We start from the raw sequence: 20,010 nt of genomic DNA, 5'->3' as shown, positions 1-20,010 counted from the left end.
GGCGTCAGCTCCTGCGGTTGCCGCCGGCCAGGGCCTTGGCGGTCGGGATGCGGATCTCGTAGCCGCCGTCGAGGGCGGTGGTGCCACCGGCCGGCAGGCCGACCCGCCAGAGGCGGGTGCCGGGCGCGTGGTGCTCCGGCCCCAGGTCTTCCTCGGGTGCCGTCCAGTCGGCGCGTTCCTCGATCCGGACGTCCGGATCGGAGGTGACCGGCACGCGTTCGCGCACCTCGACGGTGACGGGCGCGGCGAGCCGGTTGGCCAGCTCCACATGGACCTTGTGGTCGAGCACGGTGGTGGCGCCGCGCAGCCCGGACGTCGACTCGTGCACATGGACGCGGCGGGTGACCCGGATGCCCTCGGCGGGACCGAGTCCCACCCGGCTCACCCCGCCCGGGGCGAGCGTGGGCAGCGCGGCGGTGCGCAGGAAGTCGTCGTCGACGGTGACCTCCACCGGGCCGGCCAGCAGCGCCTGGTCGGTGGAGTTGGAGAGCACCAGCGTGCCGTACACGGTCTGCTCCACGGACGGCACGCACAGGTACTCGGTGCGCAGCCCGACCGGGATCTCACCGACGGTGACGGTGTGCCAGGTGCCGTCCGAGGGGATGTCGGCGCGGGCCACGGCGTCGAAGCGGTGGTCGAAGGAACCGGCCGACTCACGGGGCCGTACGGCGTGTCCGGGCAGCGGAAGCGCGGTCACGGACTCGGCGCGGCGGCGGTGTTCGGTGGCGACCGGATCGTAGGGGGTGTCGGGGAACAGCCGGCCGCGGCGGGCGCCCGGCTCCTCCGGACCGCTCAGCACGAGGGCCGTGTAGTCGAGTTCGTCGCCGCTCGGGCGCGGGGGTCCCACGGCGGGCGCGGGGGCCGCGGGCACCGGTCCGCCGGGGGCGGGCGGCGGGGGTGCGCCCATGCCGCTGCCCGCGGGGGCGGCCGGTGCGAAGGCGGCGGCGGGAGCCATGGCGGGGGCCGCGGTGCGGGCTCGGCCGGTGCGCGGCGCGCCGCCGGGCCGGGCGGGGGCCGCCTGCGGGAGACCGCCGGGCGCCGGGGCGCCGAACGCCTCCGGATAGGCGCCGGACGGCGCGACGGGGGGCGGCGCGCCGTACATCGGGGGCGGAGGCGGCGGGGTCGGCGGCTGTGCGGCGCCGGCCGCGTAACCGCCCACCGCGGCCTTGGCCGGGCCGCCGGCTCCGGCCCTCGCGGGGCGCGGGCCCGCCGTGTCGTATCCGGTGAACAGGTCGGAGAGGCCGGCCGGGGGCTCGCGCCAGCCGGACGGCGCGGGGGCGGGCTGGCGGCGCCCGATGCGCAGCGAGCGCAGCCGGGGCAGATCGGTGCGGCGCCGCAGATCGGCCGTGGCCAGGGCCAGCCGTACGCCGGTCCAGTCCTCGCCGGTGCGCTGGGCGACCGAGGCGCGCAGCACCAGCCGTCCGCTGCTGTCGCCCTGACGGACCGTGAGCCGGTAGGCGGGGACCCAGACGGCGCCCGGGACGCCGTACTCCACCTCGACCTCGACCTCCGTGCCGGCGGCGCCGTCGAGGGTCAGGGCCGCCGAGACCGTGGTCGCCACATGGGAGGCCGGGGCGTCGGTGGAGGCGCGGGCCAGCCGGTCGGCGGCGGCCGACAGGGCGCGCTCGGCCTCGGCCAGCTCCTCCTCCAGCTCGACGAGACGGGCGTGCAGACCGGTCAGCCGTTCGTCCACGAAGTCGGCGAGTTCGAGCCAGGCGTCGACCGCGGTGCGCCGGTGCGGGTCGTCGCGCTTGCGGGCCGGCGGGACCGGGCGCAGCGCCGCGGTCTCCTCGATCAGGCCCGCCTGCCGGTCCCGGCGGCCGAGCACCGCCCCGTAGACGTCCCGGAGCCGCTCCACCTCGCGGCGCAGCGCGTCGGGCGCCTCGGCGCCGACCGGTTCGGCCTCCACCTCGATGCGCGCCTCGGTCACACGGACCCCGGAGGCGCCCGTGACGCGCGCCCGCAGCGATCCCGGGTCGAGCGAACGGGGCAGCCCCGTCACCCGCACCCGGCCGTCCGCGGGCACACTGCCGCGCGCCAGGCGCGTGCAGAGCGCCCCCTGCGCGTAGACCACGACCCCGTCGAGGGCCGACGCCCACCTCTGAACCGTCCCAGCCGTCATGTACTCCGCCCCCGGCCGTGCCTGTGCTGAGCGAAGCCTACGTCGGGCGGCCGGCACACGGTGCGGCGCCGGCCGGTTTTCCCCGGCGGCCGGGGCGGTCACCGGTCGGCGCCGGGGCCCCGCGGGCCGGTTACCGCTGTGGTTCCTGCGGGTCGACGCCGGTGAAGGCGGAGGTGTCCTTGCTGCCGCTCGGGCGTCCGGAGCGGCCGCGCCGGCCGGTGTCCTCGCGGCCCTTCTCGTCCCGGTCGCCGTACTCCTCGCCGCGTGCACCGCGGCTCCGCACGGTGTCACCGGGCACCGACCCGGTCTCCTCCGACGACTTCGTGCGTCCCGCGCCCCTGCCGCCGCCGTGCTCGGCGGTGTGGAAGGAGCGGTGGGCGCTGGGGTTGTCCTGCTGACGCGTCTCGTCCACATCGGGGGACCAGCCGTGCTGCTCCGTGCCCCGATGCCGGCTCGGACCCTGTCCGTGCGGGGGCTCGGACCCCCGGGGCCTGTTCGCCATGGGTCTGCCTGCCTTGTCCGACGGGGCGGCGCCGGATGCGCCACCGTGACACCCCGGGTACCCGTCCTTGTCGATTTGTCGCTTACATCCGGTGTCTGGGCGCGGATCCGGCCCGGCGGGTCCGCACCGGCCCCGGTAGCCTGACGGGATGAGGACGGACGACACGGGGGAGGGACGGTGACGGACTCCCCGCTGCCGTGTCCGGCCCCGGGTCCGCGTTCCCTGCGGGTACGGCCGCTGCCGGAGCGCGCGGGCTGGCGGGCCGGCGGTGAGATCACCCTGGCCACCCGGCCCCTGTGGGAGCGGACGCTGCACCTGCTCTCCGTGTCGCCGCGGGAGGTCTGCCGGCTGGAGCTGTCCGCCGTGACCTTCGTCGACCTGGGCGGTGTCTCCGCCCTCGCGGTGACCGCCCAGGAGCTGCCCGCCGGGCGCCGTATCGTGCTCGACCGGCCGCCGGCCGCGATGCCCCGGCTGCTGGACATGTTCTGGCCGGGACTGCCGGCGATCGACGTGGTGGCGCGATGACCCCGACCGCCACCGCCGCCTTCGCGCATCCCGCCCTGTTCTACCGGGACGAGCGGGAGTACCTGGACGGCATCGTGCCGTTCGTCCGGGAGGGCCTGAAGGGCGGCGAGCCCGTCGCCGTGGCCGTGCCCGCTCCCCGGCTGTCCGTGCTGCGGGACGCCCTCGGCGCGGACGCCTCCGCCGTGCACCTCGTCGACATGCGGGTGGCGGGCCGCAACCCCGGCCGGATCATCCCGACCGTCCTGCGCGCCTTCGCCGACCGGCACCGCGACACCCCCGTCCGGATCGTCGGCGAGCCCGTCTGGCCCGGCCGCAGCGGTCTGGAGTACCCGGCCTGCGTCCAGCACGAGGCGCTCATCAATCTGGCCTTCCAGGGCCGCGCGGTGACGATCCTGTGCCCGTACGACGCCGGCCGGCTCGACGGGACGGCGCTCACCGACGCCCGCGCCACCCACCCGGTGCTCGTCTCCGCCGGTACGGCCGCCGCGAGCCCGTCCTACGCCCCCGAGGCGGTCGTCGCCCGGTACAACCGGCCGCTGCCGCCGCCCCCTCCGTCGGCCGACCGCATCGCCTTCGTCGCCGAGGACCTCTCCGGCACCCGGCACCGGGCCGTCGGCCGGGCCGGGCGGCTGGGCCTGACCGGTGTGCGGTCGGAGGACTTCGCGCTGGTGGTGGCGGAGCTGACCACCAACAGCGTGGTGCACGGCGGCGGTTCGGGCACCCTGCACCTGTGGGCCGAGGGCTCCTCGCTCGTCTGCCAGGTCCGCGACGGCGGACATCTCGGCGACCCGCTGGCCGGCCGCCGCCCGGCCGCCCCCGACCGACCGGGCGGCCGCGGCCTGCTCCTGGTCCACCGCCTCTGCGACCTGGTCCGCGTCCACACCGCACCGGGCGACACGACCGTACGCGTCTACCTGGACCTCTAGCGTTCCCCGCCGTCGGCCCCCGCGTGGTTGACCGGCGCCCCGCTGGGCACTCGGGCCGGAGACTGGTGGGGGTTTGGAGGCTTCTGTGGCTGTACGGCACCGTTTGATCAAGACGAGTCGGCAGACCGTGTGGGCCGTCCTCGCGGACGGCACGCGCTATGCGGACTGGGTGGTCGGAACGTCGTTCTCCGAGCCGATCCGCGGCCGATGGCCCGAGGTGGGCTCGGCGATCGGATACGAGATCCGCGTGGGACCGATGCGGCTGAACAACGAGACGGTCGTCCGGGAGTGCGTGGAGGGAGAACGCCTCGGTCTGGAGGCGCGGGCGGGTGCGCTCGGCACGGCGCGCATCGCGATCGAACTGCGGCCGTGGGGCCCGTACAGCCTGGTCATCGCGGACGAGCATCCGTTGCAGGGAGCGGGCGGGGCGCTGCACAACGTGGCCGTCGAGGCGATGATCCAGCTCCGGCACCGCGCCATGCTGGCCCGGCTGGCCGCCGTGTGCGAGGAGCAGGCCCGCCACGAGCGCCCGCCCGGCCATCCGGAGGCGCCCGGCCCGGTCTGGTCCGGCGGCGGGGCGCGGGGCGGCGACGATGCCTGACGCCGTGGTCGTCGGATCGGGCCCCAACGGTCTGGTGGCCGCGAACCTGCTGGCCGACGCCGGCTGGAGCGTGGAGGTCCTGGAGGAGCAGCCCGAACCCGGCGGCGCGGTGCGCCACGACCGGGGCGTGGACCCCGACTTCGTCAACGACCTCTTCAGCTCCTTCTACCCGCTGGCCGCCGCCTCCCCGATCGTGGCCGGCCTGCGTCTGGAGGAGCACGGCCTGCGCTGGAGCCACGCCCCCACCGTGCTGGCCCACCCGCTGTCCGACGGCACCTGCGCCGTGCTCTCCCACGCGGTGGACGCGACCGCCGCCTCCCTGGACGCCTTCCACCCCGGGGACGGGGCGGCCTGGCGACGGCTGCACACCGTCTGGGAGCGGCTCGGCCCGGACATCCTGGCCGCGCTGTTCACCCCCTTCCCGCCGGTGCTCGCCGGTGCCCGGCTGGCGTTGCGGGTGCGTGCCGCGGGCGGGCTGCGGCTGGCCCGCACGCTGATGCTGCCGGTGCGCAGACTGGGCGAGGAGGAGTTCCGGGGCGCGGGCGGACGACTGCTGCTGGCCGGGAACGCGCTCCACGCCGACCTCGCCCCCGAGGCGGCGGGCAGCGGCGGCTTCGGCTGGCTGATGAGCATGCTCGGCCAGACCTACGGCTTCCCCGTCCCCGAGGGCGGCTCCGGAGCCCTCACCCGCGCCCTGGCCCACCGCCTCCGCTCCCGCGGCGGCACGCTGCGCTGCGGCCGCCCGGTCGCCGAGGTCGTCGTGGCGGACGGGCGGGCCACCGGGGTGCGCACCGCCGACGGCGAGACGGTGCACGCGCACCGCGCCGTACTGGCCGACGTGTCCGCGCCCGCCCTGTACGGCGCACTGGTCGCGCCGGACCACCTCCCGGCCCAGCTCCTGGACGACCTCCGGCGCTTCCAGTGGGACTTCGCCACCTTCAAGGTCGACTGGGCGCTCGACGGCCGCGTGCCCTGGCGGACCGAGGGGCCGGCGGAGGCCGGGACCGTCCATGTCGCGGACGGGCTGAACGAACTCACCCGCTTCGCCGCCCAGATCGCCATGGGCGAGATCCCGGACCGGCCCTTCGCCGTCCTCGGCCAGATGACGACCGCCGACCCGACCCGCTCGCCCGGGGGCACCGAGTCCGCGTGGGCCTACACGCATGTGCCGCAGACCGTCACCGCGGACGCCGGTGACGCGGGCCTGACCGGCGCCTGGAACGCGGCCGAGCAGGATGAGATGGCCGACCGGGTCGAACGCCAGGTCGAACGGTTCGCCCCGGGGTTCCGCTCGCTGATCCGCGCCCGCCGCATCCTGGCCCCGCCCACCCTCCAGTCCCTCGACGGCAACCTGCGCGCCGGCGCCCTCAACGGCGGCACCGCCGCCCTCCACCAGCAGCTCGTCTTCCGCCCCGTGCCCGGCACCGGCCGCCCCGAGACCCCGGTGCGCGGCCTCTACCTCGCCTCCGCCTCGGCCCACCCCGGCGGCGGCGTCCACGGCGCCCCGGGCGCCAACGCCGCCCACGCGGCCCTGCACCGCCACCGCACCCCGGGCCTCGCACGCGCCCAGCGCGCCCTCACCACCCGCAACCGCACCGGACACCGCCCGACGCCGTGAGAGGGCGGCGCCGCCGAAGGGACGGAGACAGACCATGGCGGACCAGCACGACGACGACCCGGACCGTGCCCACCGCAGACCCCCCGGGGTGAGCGACGCGACGGTGGAGGCGCTCGGCGCCCTCTCCAAGGCCCTGGAGACCACCGAACGGGCCAGGGGACACCTCTACTCCTTCCACCAGCTCACCGGCACCGCCGACTTCCAACTGGACGAGGCGGTGGACCTGTTGCGCCGCGCCGGGCACCCCGAGTGGGCCGACAAGGTGCGCGCGGAGATCGTCGGCCGCAACGTCGTCCCGGGCCACTGGACCTTCCAGATCGTCGAGGCGTACGACGACACGTACCACCGGCCCTTCGCCCTGCTGGCCCGGGAGGCCGTGGACCGGCTCGCGGGCGGCCGCGACCACCTGTACGAGGCGGAGCTGAAGCAGCGGAGGAGGGGACCCGGCCGTGGCTGACAGCCCGCTGAAGGACCGCACCGCGGTGGTGACCGGAGCCGCGCGCGGGCTGGGCGCGGCGCTCGCGGAGGCGCTCGCGCGGCGCGGGGCCCGGCTGGCCCTCATCGACCACGACCGGCCCGCGCTGGACGCGGTCGCCGCCGCGCTGCCCGGTCCGGCGGTCGCCGTCGCGGCCGACGTCACCGACGACACGGCGCTGGAACACGCCGCCGAGGTCGTCCGGGACCGGCTGGGGCCGCCGTCGGTGGTCGTCGCGAACGCCGGCATCGCCGAGGGCGGCCCCTTCGCCCTGTCCGACCCCGCCGCCTGGCGGCGTGTGATCGACGTGAACCTGACCGGCAGCGCCGGCACCGCCCGGGTGTTCCTGCCCGACCTGACGGTGACCGCCGGCTACCACCTCCAGATCGCCTCGCTCGCGTCGTTCGGCGCCGCCCCGATGATGAGCGCCTACTGCGCCTCGAAAGCCGGCGTGGAGGCGTTCGCCCACTCCCTGCGGGCCGAGGTCGCCCATCACGGGGTGGCCGTGGGCATCGCCTACCTCAACTGGACCGACACGGACATGGTCCGCGACGCCGACCGCCACACGGTCCTCAGGGAACTGCGGGCCCACATGCCCCCGCCGGCCCGCCGCGTCCTCCCGGCCGACGTCGTCGCCGACCGGCTGGCACACGCCGTCGAGCGGCGGCGCACGGCCGTCTACGTCCCCGGCTGGCTGCGGGCGGTCCAGGCGACGCGCGCCGCCCTGCCGCCGGTCGTGCTGCGCGTGTCCCGGCACGTCCTGCCCGGTCTGGAGGCCGAGGAACCGCTGCCGCCCACCGGCCCCCTGGGCGCCGGGGGCCTCGCCGACCTGGCCGCGACGACCCGGCACGGCGGCTCCGTCGGCTGAGCGCGGGCGAGCGGCCGGGTCACCGTGCGCCGCGCTCGGGCAGAATCACCCTGCGCCACGCACCCACGCGTGCGCGACGGGACACGAGCCGCGAACGAGGAGTGCCGCACGGTGCGACGGGACATGCGTCAGGACATGACCGAGCCGGTTCTCCCCACGGGCCGGGCGCTGCTGCCCCGGCGCAGCCCGCCCGCCCCGCGCGCCGCCGTCCTGGTGCTGCACGGCGGCCAGGAGGCCAGCGAGCGCCGCACCCGGCCCTGGCAGCTCGCCGCGCTCCGGATGGACCCCTTCGTCCGCGCGGTCTCGGCGGCCCTGCCCCGCCAGGACGTCCTGATCGCCCAGGTCCGCTACCGGCTGCGCGGCTGGAACGGCGAACGCGCCGACCCGGTGCGCGACATCCACCGGGCGCTCGACGAACTCGCCCTCCGGGAAGGGCCGTTGCCCACGGTGCTGCTCGGCCACTCGATGGGCGGCCGGGCCGCCCTGCGCGCCGCGGGACACTCCCAGGTGCACGGTGTCGTCGCCCTCGCCCCGTGGTGGCCGCACGACGAACCGGTGGAACAGGTCGCGGGCCGGCACCTGGTCGCCCTGCACGGCGAGGACGACCGTGTCACCTTCCCCGCCGCCTCGGCCGAGTGCGTACGCCGCGCCTCGGGCCTGGCGGCACGGGCGGGGATGGCCGTCGTCGGCGGCGGCGACCACCCGATGCTGCGCCGCTCCCGCTTCTGGCACCGCACGGCCGCCGCCGTCGTCGCCCATCTGCTCGACCCCGAGAGCACACCGGACCCCCTGCCCCGGGAGTGCTACGGCACCGGGGACTTCCCCGTGCTCTGACCGCACCGGGGTGTCCCCCGGCTCCGACCGCCCCCGACGAGAGGTGTCCCGTGCAGCAGTCCGTCCTCGACCGCGCGCTCGACTGTGTCGTCGGCGCCCTCGCGACCACCGTCGAGCTGGACGGCATCGCCCTGCACCGGGCACCGGAGGCGGGACGCCGGCAACTGGCCGACCCCATGTACGAGTTCAGCAGCACCGTCCCCTCGGGCGTACGGCTGGAGCTGCTCACGGACGCCGCCGAGGTCGAGCTGGTGGCCCGGTTCACCGAGGCCGTGGCGCTCGGGGAGACCCCCAGCGGCAGCGTGCTCGACCTGGTGGTGGACGGGGAGCTGCGGGAACCGGTGGTGGTGCGGGAGGAGAACCTCATCTTCCACGACCCCGCCACGGAGGACGTACGGCTCCAGCCGGCCGACCCCGCCCGGGTCAGGCTCGCCCTCGGCCGCGCGGGCCGGGAGCGGCGGGTGGAGATCTGGCTGCCGGTCTCCCGCGGGTTCCGGCTGGTCGACGTACGGATCCCGGCCGGGGCGACGGTGCGTCCGGCGCCGCCGTCCGGTCCCGTGTGGGTGCACCACGGCAGCTCCATCAGCCAGTGCGCGGAGGCGGACCGGCCCACCGCCACCTGGCCGGCCGTCGTGGCCCGCGCCGCGGGCCGGTCCCTGGTCAACCTCGCCCTCGCGGGCGAATGCCACCTCGACCCCTTCGTGGCCCGCACCCTGCGCGATCTGCCCGCGGCCGCGATCAGCCTCGAACTGGGCATCAACGTCCTCAACGGCGACAGCATGCGCGAACGCGCCTTCGTGCCCGCCTTCCACGGATTCCTCGACACCATCCGCGAGGGCAGGCCCGACACACCGATCCTCGTCGTCACGCCCATCGTCTGCCCGGCCGCCGAGACCCGGCCGGGACCCACCCTCCTCGGCTCCGACGGCGTCGTCCGCACCGTCGACCGCCCCGCCGTGCTCGCGGACGGGGCGCTCACCCTCACCCGCATCCGCGAACTGCTCACCCGGCACGTCGAGGCACGCCGCGCCGACGGCGACGAACGGCTCCATGTCGTCGACGGGACCACCCTGTTCGGACCGGACGACGTCGCCGACCTCCCCGACGGCCTGCACCCCAACACCGCCGGCTACGCCCGTATCGCCGCCCGCTTCCTGCCGGTGGCCTTCGGCGCCGAAGGGGTGCTGCGAGGGGTGCTGCGAGCCCCTTGACCTCAGGAGCCGGCCTCCGCCTCCAGTGCGCGCTTCAGATTGCGCAGGGTCCTGGCGATGTTCGCCGTCTGGAAGTCGGCGAAGGTCCGGCCGCCGGTGACCAGCCGGTCGAAGGCGTGCGCGACGGGCGCCGGCCAGGCGCGCCGGTCGTCGGTCCAGGACTCCGTGACCCGGGTGGCCCCGCCCTCGGGCTCGAAGCGGTACTCCCAGGTCGCTATCGGCCCCCGCAGCCGCGGCCGGCCGAGCCCGATCGCGTGCACCCGGAACGCGAAACGCCGCCCCTCGTCCGCCGCCGTCACCGTGCACCGGGTGACCCAGCGGAACGGCCCCCGCTTGTTGCGCCCCTCGAACGTCGTCCCCAGCGCGGCGGACACGTCCGGCTCCGCCACCGCGGCCCCGAGGTTCTCCGGACTCCACCGCCCCATCTGCGCGGGCCGGCTGACCGCCCCGTACGCCACCTCCGGCGGGACCTCGACGACAATGCTGCCGGACACGGTGAACCTGCGGGCCACGACGACTCCGTTCGTTGGGAACGCGCATCCTACTCGCCGGTAGGAAGGCGGCCGCCCCGGGACCGGCCTGCCGTGGCCGCCCGCCGGGCCCGCGGGGGAGAGCGTTGATACCGTCGCACCCGCACCCCCCGACGAGAGAGGCCCGATGCCCCCGACGATCCGCAGGGCCGTGATCCCCGCCGCGGGACTCGGCTCCCGCCTGCTGCCCCTCACCAAGGCGATCCCCAAGGAGATGCTCCCGGTCGGCGACAAACCGGTCGTGGAGCACACCGTGCGGGAGCTGGTGGACTCCGGCATCACCGACATCACGATCGTGGTCAGCGGCGGCAAGTCCCTCATCCAGGAGCACTTCCGGCCCAACCCGGCGCTCGTCGCGCAGTTGCGCGCCGACGGCAAGGAGGCGTACGCCGACGCCGTGGAGGAGGTCTCCGACCTGGCCCGCCGCGGCCACATCAGCTACCTCGACCAGCACGGCCCGTACGGCAACGGCACCCCGGTCCTCAACGCGGCCCGCTCGTTCGGCGACGAACCCGTCCTGGTGCTGTGGCCGGACGACGTGTTCGTGGCCGAGGTGCCCCGGGCCCAGCAGCTCATCCGCGCCTACGAGCAGACCGCCTGCCCGGTGCTCGCCCTGCTGCCCATGGACCCGGCCGACTCCCAGCGCTACGGCGTCCCCATCGTCCGCGAGAACCTGGGCGACGGACAGCTCCGGATCACCGGCCTGGTCGAGAAGCCGCGACCCGAGGACGCCCCCTCCTCGTACGCGGCGATCGGCGGCTATGTCATCACCCCCGGCATCGTCGACGAACTACGGGAGCAGACCCGCCTCTGGCACGAGGCCGTCAAGAAGGGCCGGACGCCGGGCGAGGTCTATCTGACCGACGCGATCAACGCCTACGCCGCCAGCTGCGCCGTCTACGGCCAGGTCATCCAGGGCACCTGGTACGACACCGGCAACCCGGCCGACTACCTGGTGGCCCAGATGGCCCACGCCCTCGCGCACCCCGAGTACGGCCCCGTCCTGCGCGACCTGGTCCGGCGCCTGGACGCCCCGCCCGGGACGGGCGCCTGAGGGAACACGAACGCCGCCGCCCGCCCCGGAGGTGAACGGGGCGGGCGGCGGCGTGCGCCGTACGCGCTCGGACTACTTGGTGAGCGCCGACAGCTTCGGGTCGTTGGCGTACGCCTCGGCCGCGTTGTCCTTCGTCACGATGACGGGCGGCAGGAGGTACGACGGGACGACCTTGACACCGTTGTCGTACGACTTGGTGTCGTTGATGGTCGGCTTGTCGCCCTTCTGGAGGGCCTTGACCATGTTGACGGTCTCCGCGACGAGCTTGCGGGTGTCCTTGTTGATGGTCGAGTACTGCTCACCGGCCATGATCGACTTCACCGACTCGACCTCGGAGTCCTGGCCGGTGACGACCGGGACGGCCTTGCCGGCGCCCTTGACCGAGGTGAGGATCGCGCGGGCCAGCGTGTCGTTGGGGGACAGGACGCCGTCCAGGGTCTTCTTGCCGCCGTAGGCCGAGGTCAGCAGGGAGTCCATCCGCTGCTGGGCGTTCTCCGCCTTCCAGCCCTGCGTGGCCGTCTGCTTGATGTCGGTCTGACCCGAACCGACAACGATGTCGCCCTTGTCGATGAGGGGCTTGAGGACCTCCATCGCGCCGTCGAAGAACACCTTGGAGTTGTTGTCGTCCGGCGAGCCGGAGAACAGCTCGATGGTCCAGGGGCCCTTCGCCTTCTTCGCCTTCATGCCGTCGATCAGGGCCTGGCCCTGGAGCTGGCCGACCTTGAAGTTGTCGAAGGCGATGTAGTAGTCGACGTCCGGGGTGTTGGTGATCAGACGGTCGTAGGCGATGACGGTGGCGCCCTCCTCCTTGGCCTGCTTCACCTGGGTGGCGAGCTGGGAGGCGTCGGTCGCGCCGATCACGATGACCTTCGCGCCCTTGGTGACCATGGAGGAGATCTGCGCCTGCTGGTCGGCGACGGTCGTCGAGGCGCCCGCGTACTGGACGTCGGCCTTGAAGCCCGCGTCCTTGAGGCCCGAGGTGAACAGGTCACCGGCGAGCACCCAGTTCTCCGACGTCTTGGCGGGCAGCGCCACGCCGATCAGGGAGTCCTGCTTGAAGCCCTTGCCGTCGGCGCTGTCGCTGCTGGTGGAGCCCTCGCGTTCGTTGGAGCAGGCCGCGGTGCCCAGGGTGAGCAGGGCGACGGCGCCGACGGCGGCGATGCTTCTGATGACGGATGTGCGCATGGTGGAGGTGAACCCTTCGTGTGGTGCTGGTGCCTTGAGTGAGCTGTGCCGTCGAACGCGGCGGAGGCGGTGCGGTGGAACCGCCGGACCGTGTGACCGTGCCCGGTCGTGCCGGGAGAGGGGGGACCGGACACCCGGTTGTCAGGGGACCGGGTGTCCGGTCGTCTGGGGGGAGGGGGACGGGCCGCGGCCGGTCAGCCGGCGACCTTGGCCTTGTCGGCGTCCGGATCGGAGGCCGGGGCCGTCGGCGCGGCCGGCGCCCCCGGATCGTCCCGGCGGAACGGCCGGGTCAGGGTGCCGATGATCGAGAACCGTCCCTGGCTCTTGTTGTAGACGTCGAAGGCGACGGCCAGCAGGAGCACGAGACCCTTGATGATCTGGACCATGTCGGAGCCCACGCCCTCCAGTTGGAGACCGTTGTTGAGCAGGGCCATCACCAGACCGCCGACGATCGAGCCGCTGACGGTGCCGAGACCGCCGGAGACCGCCGCGCCGCCGATGAACACGGCCGCGATGGCGTCCAGTTCCCAGCTCAGACCGTCCTGCGGACCGGAGGCCGACGACCGGGCCACGAAGATCATGCCGGCCAGCGCGGCCAGCACCGACATGTTCATCATGACGAGGAAGTTGACCCGCTTGAGCTTCACACCGGACAGCTCCGCGGCGCGCGCGTTGCCGCCCACGGCGTAGATGTGCCGTCCGCCCACGGTGTTGCGGGTGTAGAAGGAGTAGGCGAGGACCAGGACGATCAGGATGATGCCGGAGATCGGCAGGCTGGTGCCGACCCGGCCGCCGGCGAACCGCAGCGTCGCGAAGACGATCACGCCGATCATGACGGCCAGCCGGATGCCCGCGACCCACAGCGGAGCCGTGTCGGCCCCCATCTCACGGCGGGTCTGCCGCGCCTTCCACTCCCGCCACACCACACCCGCGCAGGCGGCCACGCCGAGCAGCAGCGTCAGGTTGTTGTAGCCGGTGTCGGGCCCCACCTCGGGCAGGAAGCCGGCGCCGATCTCCCGGAAGCCCTCGGGCACCGGGACCGTGTCGGCGTTGCCGATGTACTGGTTGCCGCCGCGGAACAGCAGCATCCCGGCGAGGGTCACGATGAAGGCCGGTACGCCGATGTAGGCGACCCAGAAGCCCTGCCAGGCGCCGATCGCCGCGCCGACGAGCAGCCCGAGCGCGATGCCCAGCGGCCACGGCAGGTCGTACTCCTGCATCGCCTTGGCGACGACGATGCCGGTGAACGCGGCGACCGAGCCGACCGACAGGTCGATGTGCCCGGCGACGATCACCATCAGCATGCCGATGGCCAGGATCAGGATGTACGAGTACTGGCTGACCACCGCGATGAGGTTGCCGGAGGTCAGCGTCAGACCGTCGGTCCAGATCTGGAACAGCAGGACGATCGCCACCAGGGTGGAGATCATGCCGAACTGGCGGGCGTTGGAGGTCGAGCCTCCGAAGAGGTTCTTCTGAAGGTCAGTTATACGGCTCATGGAGTGGGGCTCTTCTTGGTAGCGGTCATCTGCTTCATCAGGAGTTCCGGTTCGGCGTCGGCGCGCGCCACATCGCCGGTGATGGTGCCCTCGAACACCGTGTAGACGCGGTCGCACAGGCCGATCAGCTCGGGCAGCTCGGAGGAGATGACGACGACCCCCTTGCCCTGGGCCACCAGCCGCTGGATGATCCCGTAGATCTCGAACTTGGCGCCCACGTCGATACCGCGCGTGGGCTCGTCGAGGATCAGCAGATCGGGGTCGGTGAACATCCACTTCGCCAGGACGACCTTCTGCTGATTGCCGCCGGAGAGCTTGACGACGCCCTCGTCGACGTTCGGCGTCTTGATCCGCAGGCTGCGGCGGTACTCCTCGGCGATGCGGTGCTCGCGCACCGGGTCGATGACGCTGCGCCGGGCGATCTTCGACAGCTTCGCGGCCACCATCGACGTCTTGATGTCGTCCAGCAGGTTCAGACCGATCGACTTGCGGTCCTCGCTGACGTAGGCGAGGCCGTGCCGGATGGCGTCCGACACCGTCTTCAGCCGGATCTCCTTGCCGTCCTTGAAGACCTGCCCGGACAGCCAGGTGCCGTAGGAGCGGCCGAACAGGCTCATCGCGAGTTCGGTGCGGCCCGCGCCCATGAGTCCCGCGAAGCCGACGATCTCGCCGCGCCGGACATGGAAGGACGAGCCCTTGCACACCAGCCGCTCGTCCGAACTCGGGTGCCGCACCGTCCAGTCGCGGACCTCGAAGAAGACCTCGCCGATGTCCGGGGTGTGGTCGGGGAAGCGGCTGTCGAGCTCCCGGCCGACCATGCCGCGCACGATCCGGTCCTCGTTGACGCCGTCCGCCCGCACGTCGAGGCTCTCGATGGTGCGGCCGTCGCGCAGGATGGTGATGGTGTCGGCGACCGCCTCGATCTCGTTCAGCTTGTGCGAGATGATGATCGAGGTGATGCCCCGCTCGCGGAAGCCGCGCAGCAGGTCGAGCAGATGGCGGGAGTCGTCCTCGTTCAGGGCCGCGGTCGGCTCGTCGAGGATCAGCAGCTTCACGTCCTTCGCGAACGCCTTGGCGATCTCGACGAGTTGCTGCTTGCCGACACCGATGTCCTTGATGAGCGTGTCGGGGTCCTCGCGCAGGCCCACCTGCTCCATCAGCTCCAGGGCCCGGCGCTGGGCGGTCTTCCAGTCGATGGCGCCGCGCCGGCGCGGTTCGTTGCCGAGGAACAGGTTCTCGGTGATCGACATACCGGGCACCAGCGCCAGCTCCTGGTGGATGATCACGATGCCGGACTGCTCGCTGGCCCGGATGTCGTGGAAGCGGACCTGCTCGCCCCGGTAGACGATGTCGCCGCTGTAACTGCCGTACGGGTGCACCCCGCTCAGCACCTTCATCAGCGTGGACTTGCCGGCGCCGTTCTCGCCGCAGATCGCGTGGATCTCACCTTCCCGCACGACGAGGCTGACGTCGGCGAGCGCGGTGACGCCGGGGAAGGTCTTGGTGATCGACCGCATCTCCAGCAGGTTCGTGGCGGTGGGTGTCATGAGCGGTGCTCCCCACCGCCGGGAGCCCGCGAAGCGGTCCCCGGGCCTTCGGGCCTGCGGCATTGCATGGACATCAACTTGCCTCCGATGGCACTGCCCGGTGCCTTCGTGTCCGGGATGTTTCGTCTGCGCCCGGACACTAAATCCATTTGTTTTACTAAGTCAATGGGGTGCGGGAGATATGTTGTCGGGGGGTTACGAGAGAGGACCGTGCGTGCGGCAGGCAGGAACGAACCTTCCCAAGGTCGGGCGATACAACCGGGCCGTCGTCCTGGACCAGATCCAGCTCGCCGACGGCATCAGCCGCGTCGAGATCGCCCAGCACACCGGCCTCACCCCGCAGACGGTCTCGGGCATCGTGCGCCGGCTGCTCGACGAGGGCATCGTCCGCGAGGACGGCGCCAGCCGGGGGGCGACCGGCGGCAAGCCCCGCACCACCCTGCGGGTCAACGCCGACGCGGGCAGCGCCGTCGGGCTGCACTTCGACCCGGTCGAGCTGAGCTGCACCGTGGTCGACCTGCTCGGCCGGCCCCTCGTCGTCAAGAAGCGCCCCACGCACCCCGGGACCGACCCGGCGCAGGTCGTCAAGGACATGGCCGAACTGGTCGCCGACGTCCTCGCCGAGACGGGCGTCGCCCGCGACCGGGTCCTCGGCCTCGGCCTCGCGACGCCCGGCCCGATCGACGTCGAACAGGGGGTCATCGTCGGCGCCCCCCAGCTCTCCGGCTGGACCCGGGTGCCCGTGCAGCACATGCTGAGCGAGGCCACCGGGCTGCCGGTCACCCTCGACAACGACGCCACCGCCGCCGCGGTGGGGGAGCGCTGGTCCGGCGCGGGGCGCGGGGTCGCGAACTTCGCCTACTTCTTCCTCGGCACCGGCATCGGCGGCGGACTCATCCTCAACCACCAGGTGTACCGCGGCGGTTCGCTCAACGCGGGCGAGTTCGGACACTCCTCCGTGCTGCCCGACGGGCCGCTGTGCTACTGCGGCAACCGGGGGTGCCTGGAGGGGCTCGTCAACCCCACCGCGATCGTCGCCGAGGTGCACCGCAGACTCGCCGCCGGGCCGCACCCGGACAGCGCGCTGGCACGGGCCTTCGCCGCGGACCCCGGGGCCGTCGACCACGCCGCCGTCCGGGTGGCCGCGGCCGCCGGCGACCCGGTCGCGGCGGCCGTCATCGACGAGACCGCCCACCATGTCGCCTCGGTCGCGGTCGACATCGCCAACTTCATCGACGTGGACCTCATCGTCCTCGGCGGCCACGGCATCCAGCACGTCGAGTCGCGCTACGTCGACACCGTCGCCGCGGCCCTGGCCAGCCGTCCGCTGGCCCGCCACATCAGGGTCGTCGAGGTCGAGGCGTCCCCCCTCGGCACGGACGCGGCGGTGGTCGGCAGCGCGGCCCTCGTCCTGCACGCCACGTACTCGCCCCAGCTCTCGGCACTGGTGGGGACGACGGTGACCCCGGCCTGAACCGGAACCGGCCGCTTACGGCTTGAACGGGAACGGGCTTCTTCCGGCTGGACCGGAACCCGCCGCTTCCGGCTTGAACGGAAACGGGCCTCTTCCGGCTGGACCGGAACCCGCCGCTTCCGGCCTGAACCGTGACGCGCCTCTTCCGGCCGGACCGGACCCGGACCCGGCTCGCCGCACGCCCGCGCCGCGGGACGCGGGCCCGGCGCGGCCTGCGCGCTGTGACGCGTGCCTGCCACGCCCGCGCGCGTGCCCGTCCCGCCTGCCGCGGGCCGGCCGCGCCCGCCGGGTGTGCCGACGCGGTGTGGGCGTGGCGTGCGGTCACCCGGTGCGGCGTGGGCCCGGCCCTGCGTGGGGCGTGCCCGCCGCACCTGTTGTCTGCCCTGCCGCACCTGCGCCTGCCTTGCCACACCTGAGCCCGTTCTGCCCCCCCGGGCCGGTCGCACCCGCCGGGTGCCTGCCGACGCGCTGCGGGCGTGTCGCGAGGTCACACCCCGCTCGGCGTGGGCCGGCGCCCCGTCTGTGGCGCGCTTGCCCCACCCACCTGTGCCTGCCCTGCCGCACCTGAGCCCGCCCCGCCCGCCGCAGGCTGCACTCGCCCGCCGGGTGTGCCGAGGCGCTGCGGGCCTGGCGCGCGGGTCACCCCGCTCGGCGTGGGCCGGCCCCGCCTGTGGCGCGCCAGCCGCACCCACCTGTGCCCGCCCTGCCGCACCTGAGCCCGCCCCGCCCGCCGCAGGCCGCGCGCGCCTGCCCTTTGCACTGCACGCCGACCCGTCGGCCTCGCACCCCCGCCCCGTGGACCGGCCCCGCCCGCCGCAGGTGGCAGACGTGTCCGGCGGGGCCCCGTCCCTGATCCACATGCCGTGGCCCCTGGGCTGGCTTACCGTGCCGGTATGGGCGTCAGGGGTCGCGCCGGATGACCGGGTCCGCTGAGCAGACAGATGTGGTCGATGCGCTCGGTGACGCCCTGGCCGCCGCCGTGCGTCGTACCGGAGCCCAGTCCGGCGGTGTCTATCTGCTGGACCAGGCCGAGGGCGTGCTCGGGCTGGTGTCGCTCTGCGGGGCGCCGGTCGACGCCTTCGCGCCCTGGTGGCGGACCACGTACGCCGCCCACGGCCCCGCCCAGGACGCGGTCCGCGGTGAGCGGCTCGTGTGGGTGAGTTCGCTGGAGGAGCTGGCCCGCTGCTATCCGCGCGCCGCCGCCAACATTCCCTATCAACTCGCCTTCGCCGTCGTCCCGTTCAAGGACGTACGGCACTGCCGGGGCGCGCTGCTGCTGATGTGGGCCCCCGGCCGTTCCCCCCGGCTCAGCCGCCGCGAACGCGGGCACATCGCCTCCAGTGTCCGACGCCTCGCCCGGGTCCTGAACACCGCCCCCGGCCCGCCCGTCATCCCCGACCGGCCCCGCTTCGTCCACCTCCATCACACCCAGCCGGGACCGCAGTCCCCGCACGCGGCGGCCGGCCTGGTGGAACGCCTGCCCCTCGGCACCCTCGCCCTCGACGTCGGCGGCCGCGTCGCCTACGTGAACACCGCCGCCGGCGCCCTGCTGGGCCGGCCCCCGGCCCACCTGCTGGGCAGCCGGCCCGGGGACGCGCTGCCCTGGCTCGACACCATCGCCTACATGGACGCGTACCGCACGGCCCTGACCAGCCGCGAGCCCGTCGCCCTGACCGTCCTGCGCCCGCCGGACCAGTGGCTCGACCTGCGCTTCCACGTCGACGACAGCGGCACCAGCATCCTCATCACCCCCGACCGGTCCTCCCGGCCCGCCGGGACCCCGCCGCCCGCGAGCACCGTCGGCATGCCGGAGAGCAGGATCCATCTGCTGATGACGATGGCGGCCGCGCTCACCGAGACCATCGGCGTCCAGGACGTCGTGGACCTGGTCGCCGAACAGATCCTGCCCGCCTTCGGCGCCCACGGCATGATCATGTACACCGCCGACGGGGCCCGGATGCACATCATCGGCCACCGCGGCTACGACCCCGCCGTGGTCGAGCTGATCGACGGACTGCCCGTGGACACCGACCGGACCCCCGCGGGCCGCGTCCTGGCCACCGGCACCTCGTCGTTCTTCGCCAGCCGCGCCGAGCTGACCCGCGACTACCCCCGGGCACCCCAGATCAGCGACAAGGAGGCATGGGCCTTCCTGCCGCTGCTCAGCTCGGGACGTCCCCTCGGCGGCCTCCTCCTCGCCTACAACCACCCGCGCCTCTTCACCGCCGCCGAGCGCTCGATCCTCACCCCGCTCGCCGGTCTCGTCGCCCAGGCCCTGGACCGCGCCCGGCTCTACGACGCCAAGCACGGACTCGCCCACGCCCTCCAGCAGACGCTCCTGCCGCAGGCCCTGCCGTCCGTGACCGGCCTCGAGGTCGCCGCGCGCTATCTGCCCGCGGGCCACGGCATGAACATCGGCGGCGACTTCTACGACCTCATCCGGCTGACCGACACCACCGTCGCGGCCGTCATCGGAGACGTCCAGGGCCACGACATGACGGCCGCCGCCCTCATGGGCCAGGTCCGGATGGCCGTGCACTCCCACGCCACGGCCGGGGCCAGCCCCGACCAGGTCCTCGTCCGCACCGACCGCGACCTCGCCGACCTGAACGCCGGCCGGTTCGCCTCCTGTCTCTACGCCCATCTCGACCTGGCCGCGCATCGGTTGACCCTCGCCAGCGCCGGACACCCGCCCCCGCTCCTGCGGCGCCCGCACGACCGGGCCCGGGTCGTCGACGTCCGGCCGGGGCCGCCCCTCGGCATCGAGGTCGTGGCCCCCGCCTACCCACTCACCACCCTGCCCCTGGAGCCGGGCGCCGTCCTCGCCCTCTACACCGACGGCCTGGTGGAGTCCCCGGGCACCGACATGGCCCGGACCACCGCCGGCCTCGCCCGCCGCCTCGGCGCGGCCGGCGACCTTCCGCTGCACCAGCTCCTGGACCGCCTGCTCGCCCACGCCCGACGGCGCCGCGACCGGCACACCGACGACATCGCCCTGCTCCTGCTCCAGCCGCACCGCCTCGCGCAGGCGTGAGACGT

At 74.1% G+C, this 20,010-nt stretch carries 17 protein-coding genes; 11 read left to right on the top strand and 6 right to left on the bottom strand.

What is annotated here, in order from left to right; genetic code table 11:
• Window positions 1-4: 4 nt before the first annotated feature.
• Together G6W55_RS11045 and G6W55_RS11040 are read right to left on the bottom strand one after the other, a co-directional pair.
• Window positions 5-2,122: a DUF4139 domain-containing protein gene (locus G6W55_RS11045; RefSeq protein ID WP_175520626.1), complete on the bottom strand. Its 2,118-nt coding sequence runs from the start codon at window positions 2,120-2,122 to the stop codon at window positions 5-7.
• A 130-nt stretch (window positions 2,123-2,252) separates the two neighbouring features.
• Window positions 2,253-2,624: a hypothetical protein gene (locus G6W55_RS11040; RefSeq protein ID WP_175520625.1), complete on the bottom strand. Its 372-nt coding sequence runs from the start codon at window positions 2,622-2,624 to the stop codon at window positions 2,253-2,255.
• Between the two features lie 177 nt (window positions 2,625-2,801).
• On the opposite strand from G6W55_RS11040, the gene G6W55_RS11035 reads away from it, so the two are divergent.
• The 8 genes from G6W55_RS11035 to G6W55_RS11000 all read left to right on the top strand — a co-directional run bounded on the left by G6W55_RS11035 (window position 2,802) and on the right by G6W55_RS11000 (window position 9,682).
• Window positions 2,802-3,149 (top strand): STAS domain-containing protein, encoded by a 348-nt coding sequence (locus G6W55_RS11035; protein WP_175520624.1) that lies wholly within the window; start codon window positions 2,802-2,804, stop codon window positions 3,147-3,149.
• The gene (locus G6W55_RS11030; RefSeq protein ID WP_175520623.1) at window positions 3,146-4,075 is read left to right on the top strand and encodes an anti-sigma factor RsbA family regulatory protein; all 930 of its coding nucleotides are present in this window, start codon (window positions 3,146-3,148) and stop codon (window positions 4,073-4,075) included. Before G6W55_RS11035 ends, G6W55_RS11030 begins: the two co-directional genes overlap by 4 nt.
• 85 nt (window positions 4,076-4,160) lie before the next feature.
• Window positions 4,161-4,676 (top strand): SRPBCC family protein, encoded by a 516-nt coding sequence (locus tag G6W55_RS11025; protein ID WP_309243678.1) that lies wholly within the window; start codon window positions 4,161-4,163, stop codon window positions 4,674-4,676.
• Window positions 4,669-6,294 (top strand): NAD(P)/FAD-dependent oxidoreductase, encoded by a 1,626-nt coding sequence (locus tag G6W55_RS11020; protein WP_175520622.1) that lies wholly within the window; start codon window positions 4,669-4,671, stop codon window positions 6,292-6,294. Before G6W55_RS11025 ends, G6W55_RS11020 begins: the two co-directional genes overlap by 8 nt.
• A gap of 34 nt (window positions 6,295-6,328) precedes the next feature.
• Window positions 6,329-6,751 (top strand): hypothetical protein, encoded by a 423-nt coding sequence (locus G6W55_RS11015; RefSeq protein WP_175520621.1) that lies wholly within the window; start codon window positions 6,329-6,331, stop codon window positions 6,749-6,751.
• Entirely contained in the window at window positions 6,744-7,637 is an 894-nt protein-coding gene (locus G6W55_RS11010) for an SDR family oxidoreductase (RefSeq protein ID WP_175520620.1), read from the top strand. Before G6W55_RS11015 ends, G6W55_RS11010 begins: the two co-directional genes overlap by 8 nt.
• A 135-nt stretch (window positions 7,638-7,772) precedes the next feature.
• The gene (locus G6W55_RS11005) at window positions 7,773-8,471 is read left to right on the top strand and encodes an alpha/beta hydrolase (RefSeq protein ID WP_175520619.1); all 699 of its coding nucleotides are present in this window, start codon (window positions 7,773-7,775) and stop codon (window positions 8,469-8,471) included.
• A 50-nt stretch (window positions 8,472-8,521) separates the two neighbouring features.
• Entirely contained in the window at window positions 8,522-9,682 is a 1,161-nt protein-coding gene (locus tag G6W55_RS11000; protein ID WP_175520618.1) for an SGNH/GDSL hydrolase family protein, read from the top strand.
• 2 nt (window positions 9,683-9,684) lie between these two features.
• On the opposite strand, the gene G6W55_RS10995 is transcribed toward G6W55_RS11000, so the two are convergent.
• A complete protein-coding gene (locus tag G6W55_RS10995; RefSeq protein ID WP_175520617.1) occupies window positions 9,685-10,194 on the bottom strand; it encodes an SRPBCC family protein in 510 nt (169 codons plus the stop codon).
• Between the two features lie 145 nt (window positions 10,195-10,339).
• Between G6W55_RS10995 and G6W55_RS10990 the strand changes: the two genes are divergently transcribed.
• Window positions 10,340-11,266 carry a UTP--glucose-1-phosphate uridylyltransferase gene (locus tag G6W55_RS10990; protein WP_175520616.1) on the top strand — a complete coding sequence of 309 codons (927 nt, stop codon included), beginning with the start codon at window positions 10,340-10,342 and terminating at the stop codon, window positions 11,264-11,266.
• A 72-nt stretch (window positions 11,267-11,338) separates the two neighbouring features.
• Here the strand turns inward: G6W55_RS10990 and G6W55_RS10985 are convergent, their stop codons facing one another.
• The 3 genes from G6W55_RS10985 to mmsA all read right to left on the bottom strand — a co-directional run bounded on the left by G6W55_RS10985 (window position 11,339) and on the right by mmsA (window position 15,497).
• On the bottom strand, window positions 11,339-12,451 hold the full coding sequence (locus G6W55_RS10985) for a sugar-binding protein (RefSeq protein ID WP_030780970.1): 1,113 nt from the start codon (window positions 12,449-12,451) through the stop codon (window positions 11,339-11,341).
• 194 nt (window positions 12,452-12,645) lie between these two features.
• Window positions 12,646-13,950: a multiple monosaccharide ABC transporter permease gene (gene mmsB / locus G6W55_RS10980; RefSeq protein WP_175520615.1), complete on the bottom strand. Its 1,305-nt coding sequence runs from the start codon at window positions 13,948-13,950 to the stop codon at window positions 12,646-12,648.
• A complete protein-coding gene (gene mmsA, locus G6W55_RS10975) occupies window positions 13,947-15,497 on the bottom strand; it encodes a multiple monosaccharide ABC transporter ATP-binding protein (RefSeq protein ID WP_175520614.1) in 1,551 nt (516 codons plus the stop codon). Before mmsA ends, mmsB begins: the two co-directional genes overlap by 4 nt.
• 214 nt (window positions 15,498-15,711) lie before the next feature.
• On the opposite strand from mmsA, the gene G6W55_RS10970 reads away from it, so the two are divergent.
• Window positions 15,712-16,971, top strand: a complete 1,260-nt coding sequence (locus tag G6W55_RS10970) for an ROK family transcriptional regulator (protein WP_175520613.1) — start codon at window positions 15,712-15,714, stop codon at window positions 16,969-16,971.
• Window positions 16,972-17,887: 916 nt separating this feature from the next.
• Window positions 17,888-20,005: a SpoIIE family protein phosphatase gene (locus G6W55_RS10965; protein ID WP_175520612.1), complete on the top strand. Its 2,118-nt coding sequence runs from the start codon at window positions 17,888-17,890 to the stop codon at window positions 20,003-20,005.
• The last annotated feature ends 5 nt before the right edge of the window (window positions 20,006-20,010 follow it).

The sequence above is a fragment of the Streptomyces sp. CAI-85 genome (assembly GCF_013363615.1).
Lineage (GTDB): Bacteria > Actinomycetota > Actinomycetes > Streptomycetales > Streptomycetaceae > Streptomyces > Streptomyces antibioticus_B.
This window is presented reverse-complemented; position numbering and strand designations above follow the sequence as displayed.

What these genes read in the sequence shown, in the direction of transcription:
- mmsB (WP_175520615.1), bottom strand. Translation starts at nt 13,950, where the DNA reads ATGAGCCGTATAACTGACCTTCAGAAGAACCTCTTCGGAGGCTCGACC.
- G6W55_RS10990 (WP_175520616.1), top strand. Translation starts at nt 10,340, where the DNA reads ATGCCCCCGACGATCCGCAGGGCCGTGATCCCCGCCGCGGGACTCGGC.
- mmsA (WP_175520614.1), bottom strand. Translation starts at nt 15,497, where the DNA reads ATGACACCCACCGCCACGAACCTGCTGGAGATGCGGTCGATCACCAAG.
- G6W55_RS11005 (WP_175520619.1), top strand. Translation starts at nt 7,773, where the DNA reads ATGACCGAGCCGGTTCTCCCCACGGGCCGGGCGCTGCTGCCCCGGCGC.
- G6W55_RS10985 (WP_030780970.1), bottom strand. Translation starts at nt 12,451, where the DNA reads ATGCGCACATCCGTCATCAGAAGCATCGCCGCCGTCGGCGCCGTCGCC.
- G6W55_RS11015 (WP_175520621.1), top strand. Translation starts at nt 6,329, where the DNA reads ATGGCGGACCAGCACGACGACGACCCGGACCGTGCCCACCGCAGACCC.
- G6W55_RS10965 (WP_175520612.1), top strand. Translation starts at nt 17,888, where the DNA reads ATGACCGGGTCCGCTGAGCAGACAGATGTGGTCGATGCGCTCGGTGAC.
- G6W55_RS11045 (WP_175520626.1), bottom strand. Translation starts at nt 2,122, where the DNA reads ATGACGGCTGGGACGGTTCAGAGGTGGGCGTCGGCCCTCGACGGGGTC.
- G6W55_RS11020 (WP_175520622.1), top strand. Translation starts at nt 4,669, where the DNA reads ATGCCTGACGCCGTGGTCGTCGGATCGGGCCCCAACGGTCTGGTGGCC.
- G6W55_RS11030 (WP_175520623.1), top strand. Translation starts at nt 3,146, where the DNA reads ATGACCCCGACCGCCACCGCCGCCTTCGCGCATCCCGCCCTGTTCTAC.
- G6W55_RS11040 (WP_175520625.1), bottom strand. Translation starts at nt 2,624, where the DNA reads ATGGCGAACAGGCCCCGGGGGTCCGAGCCCCCGCACGGACAGGGTCCG.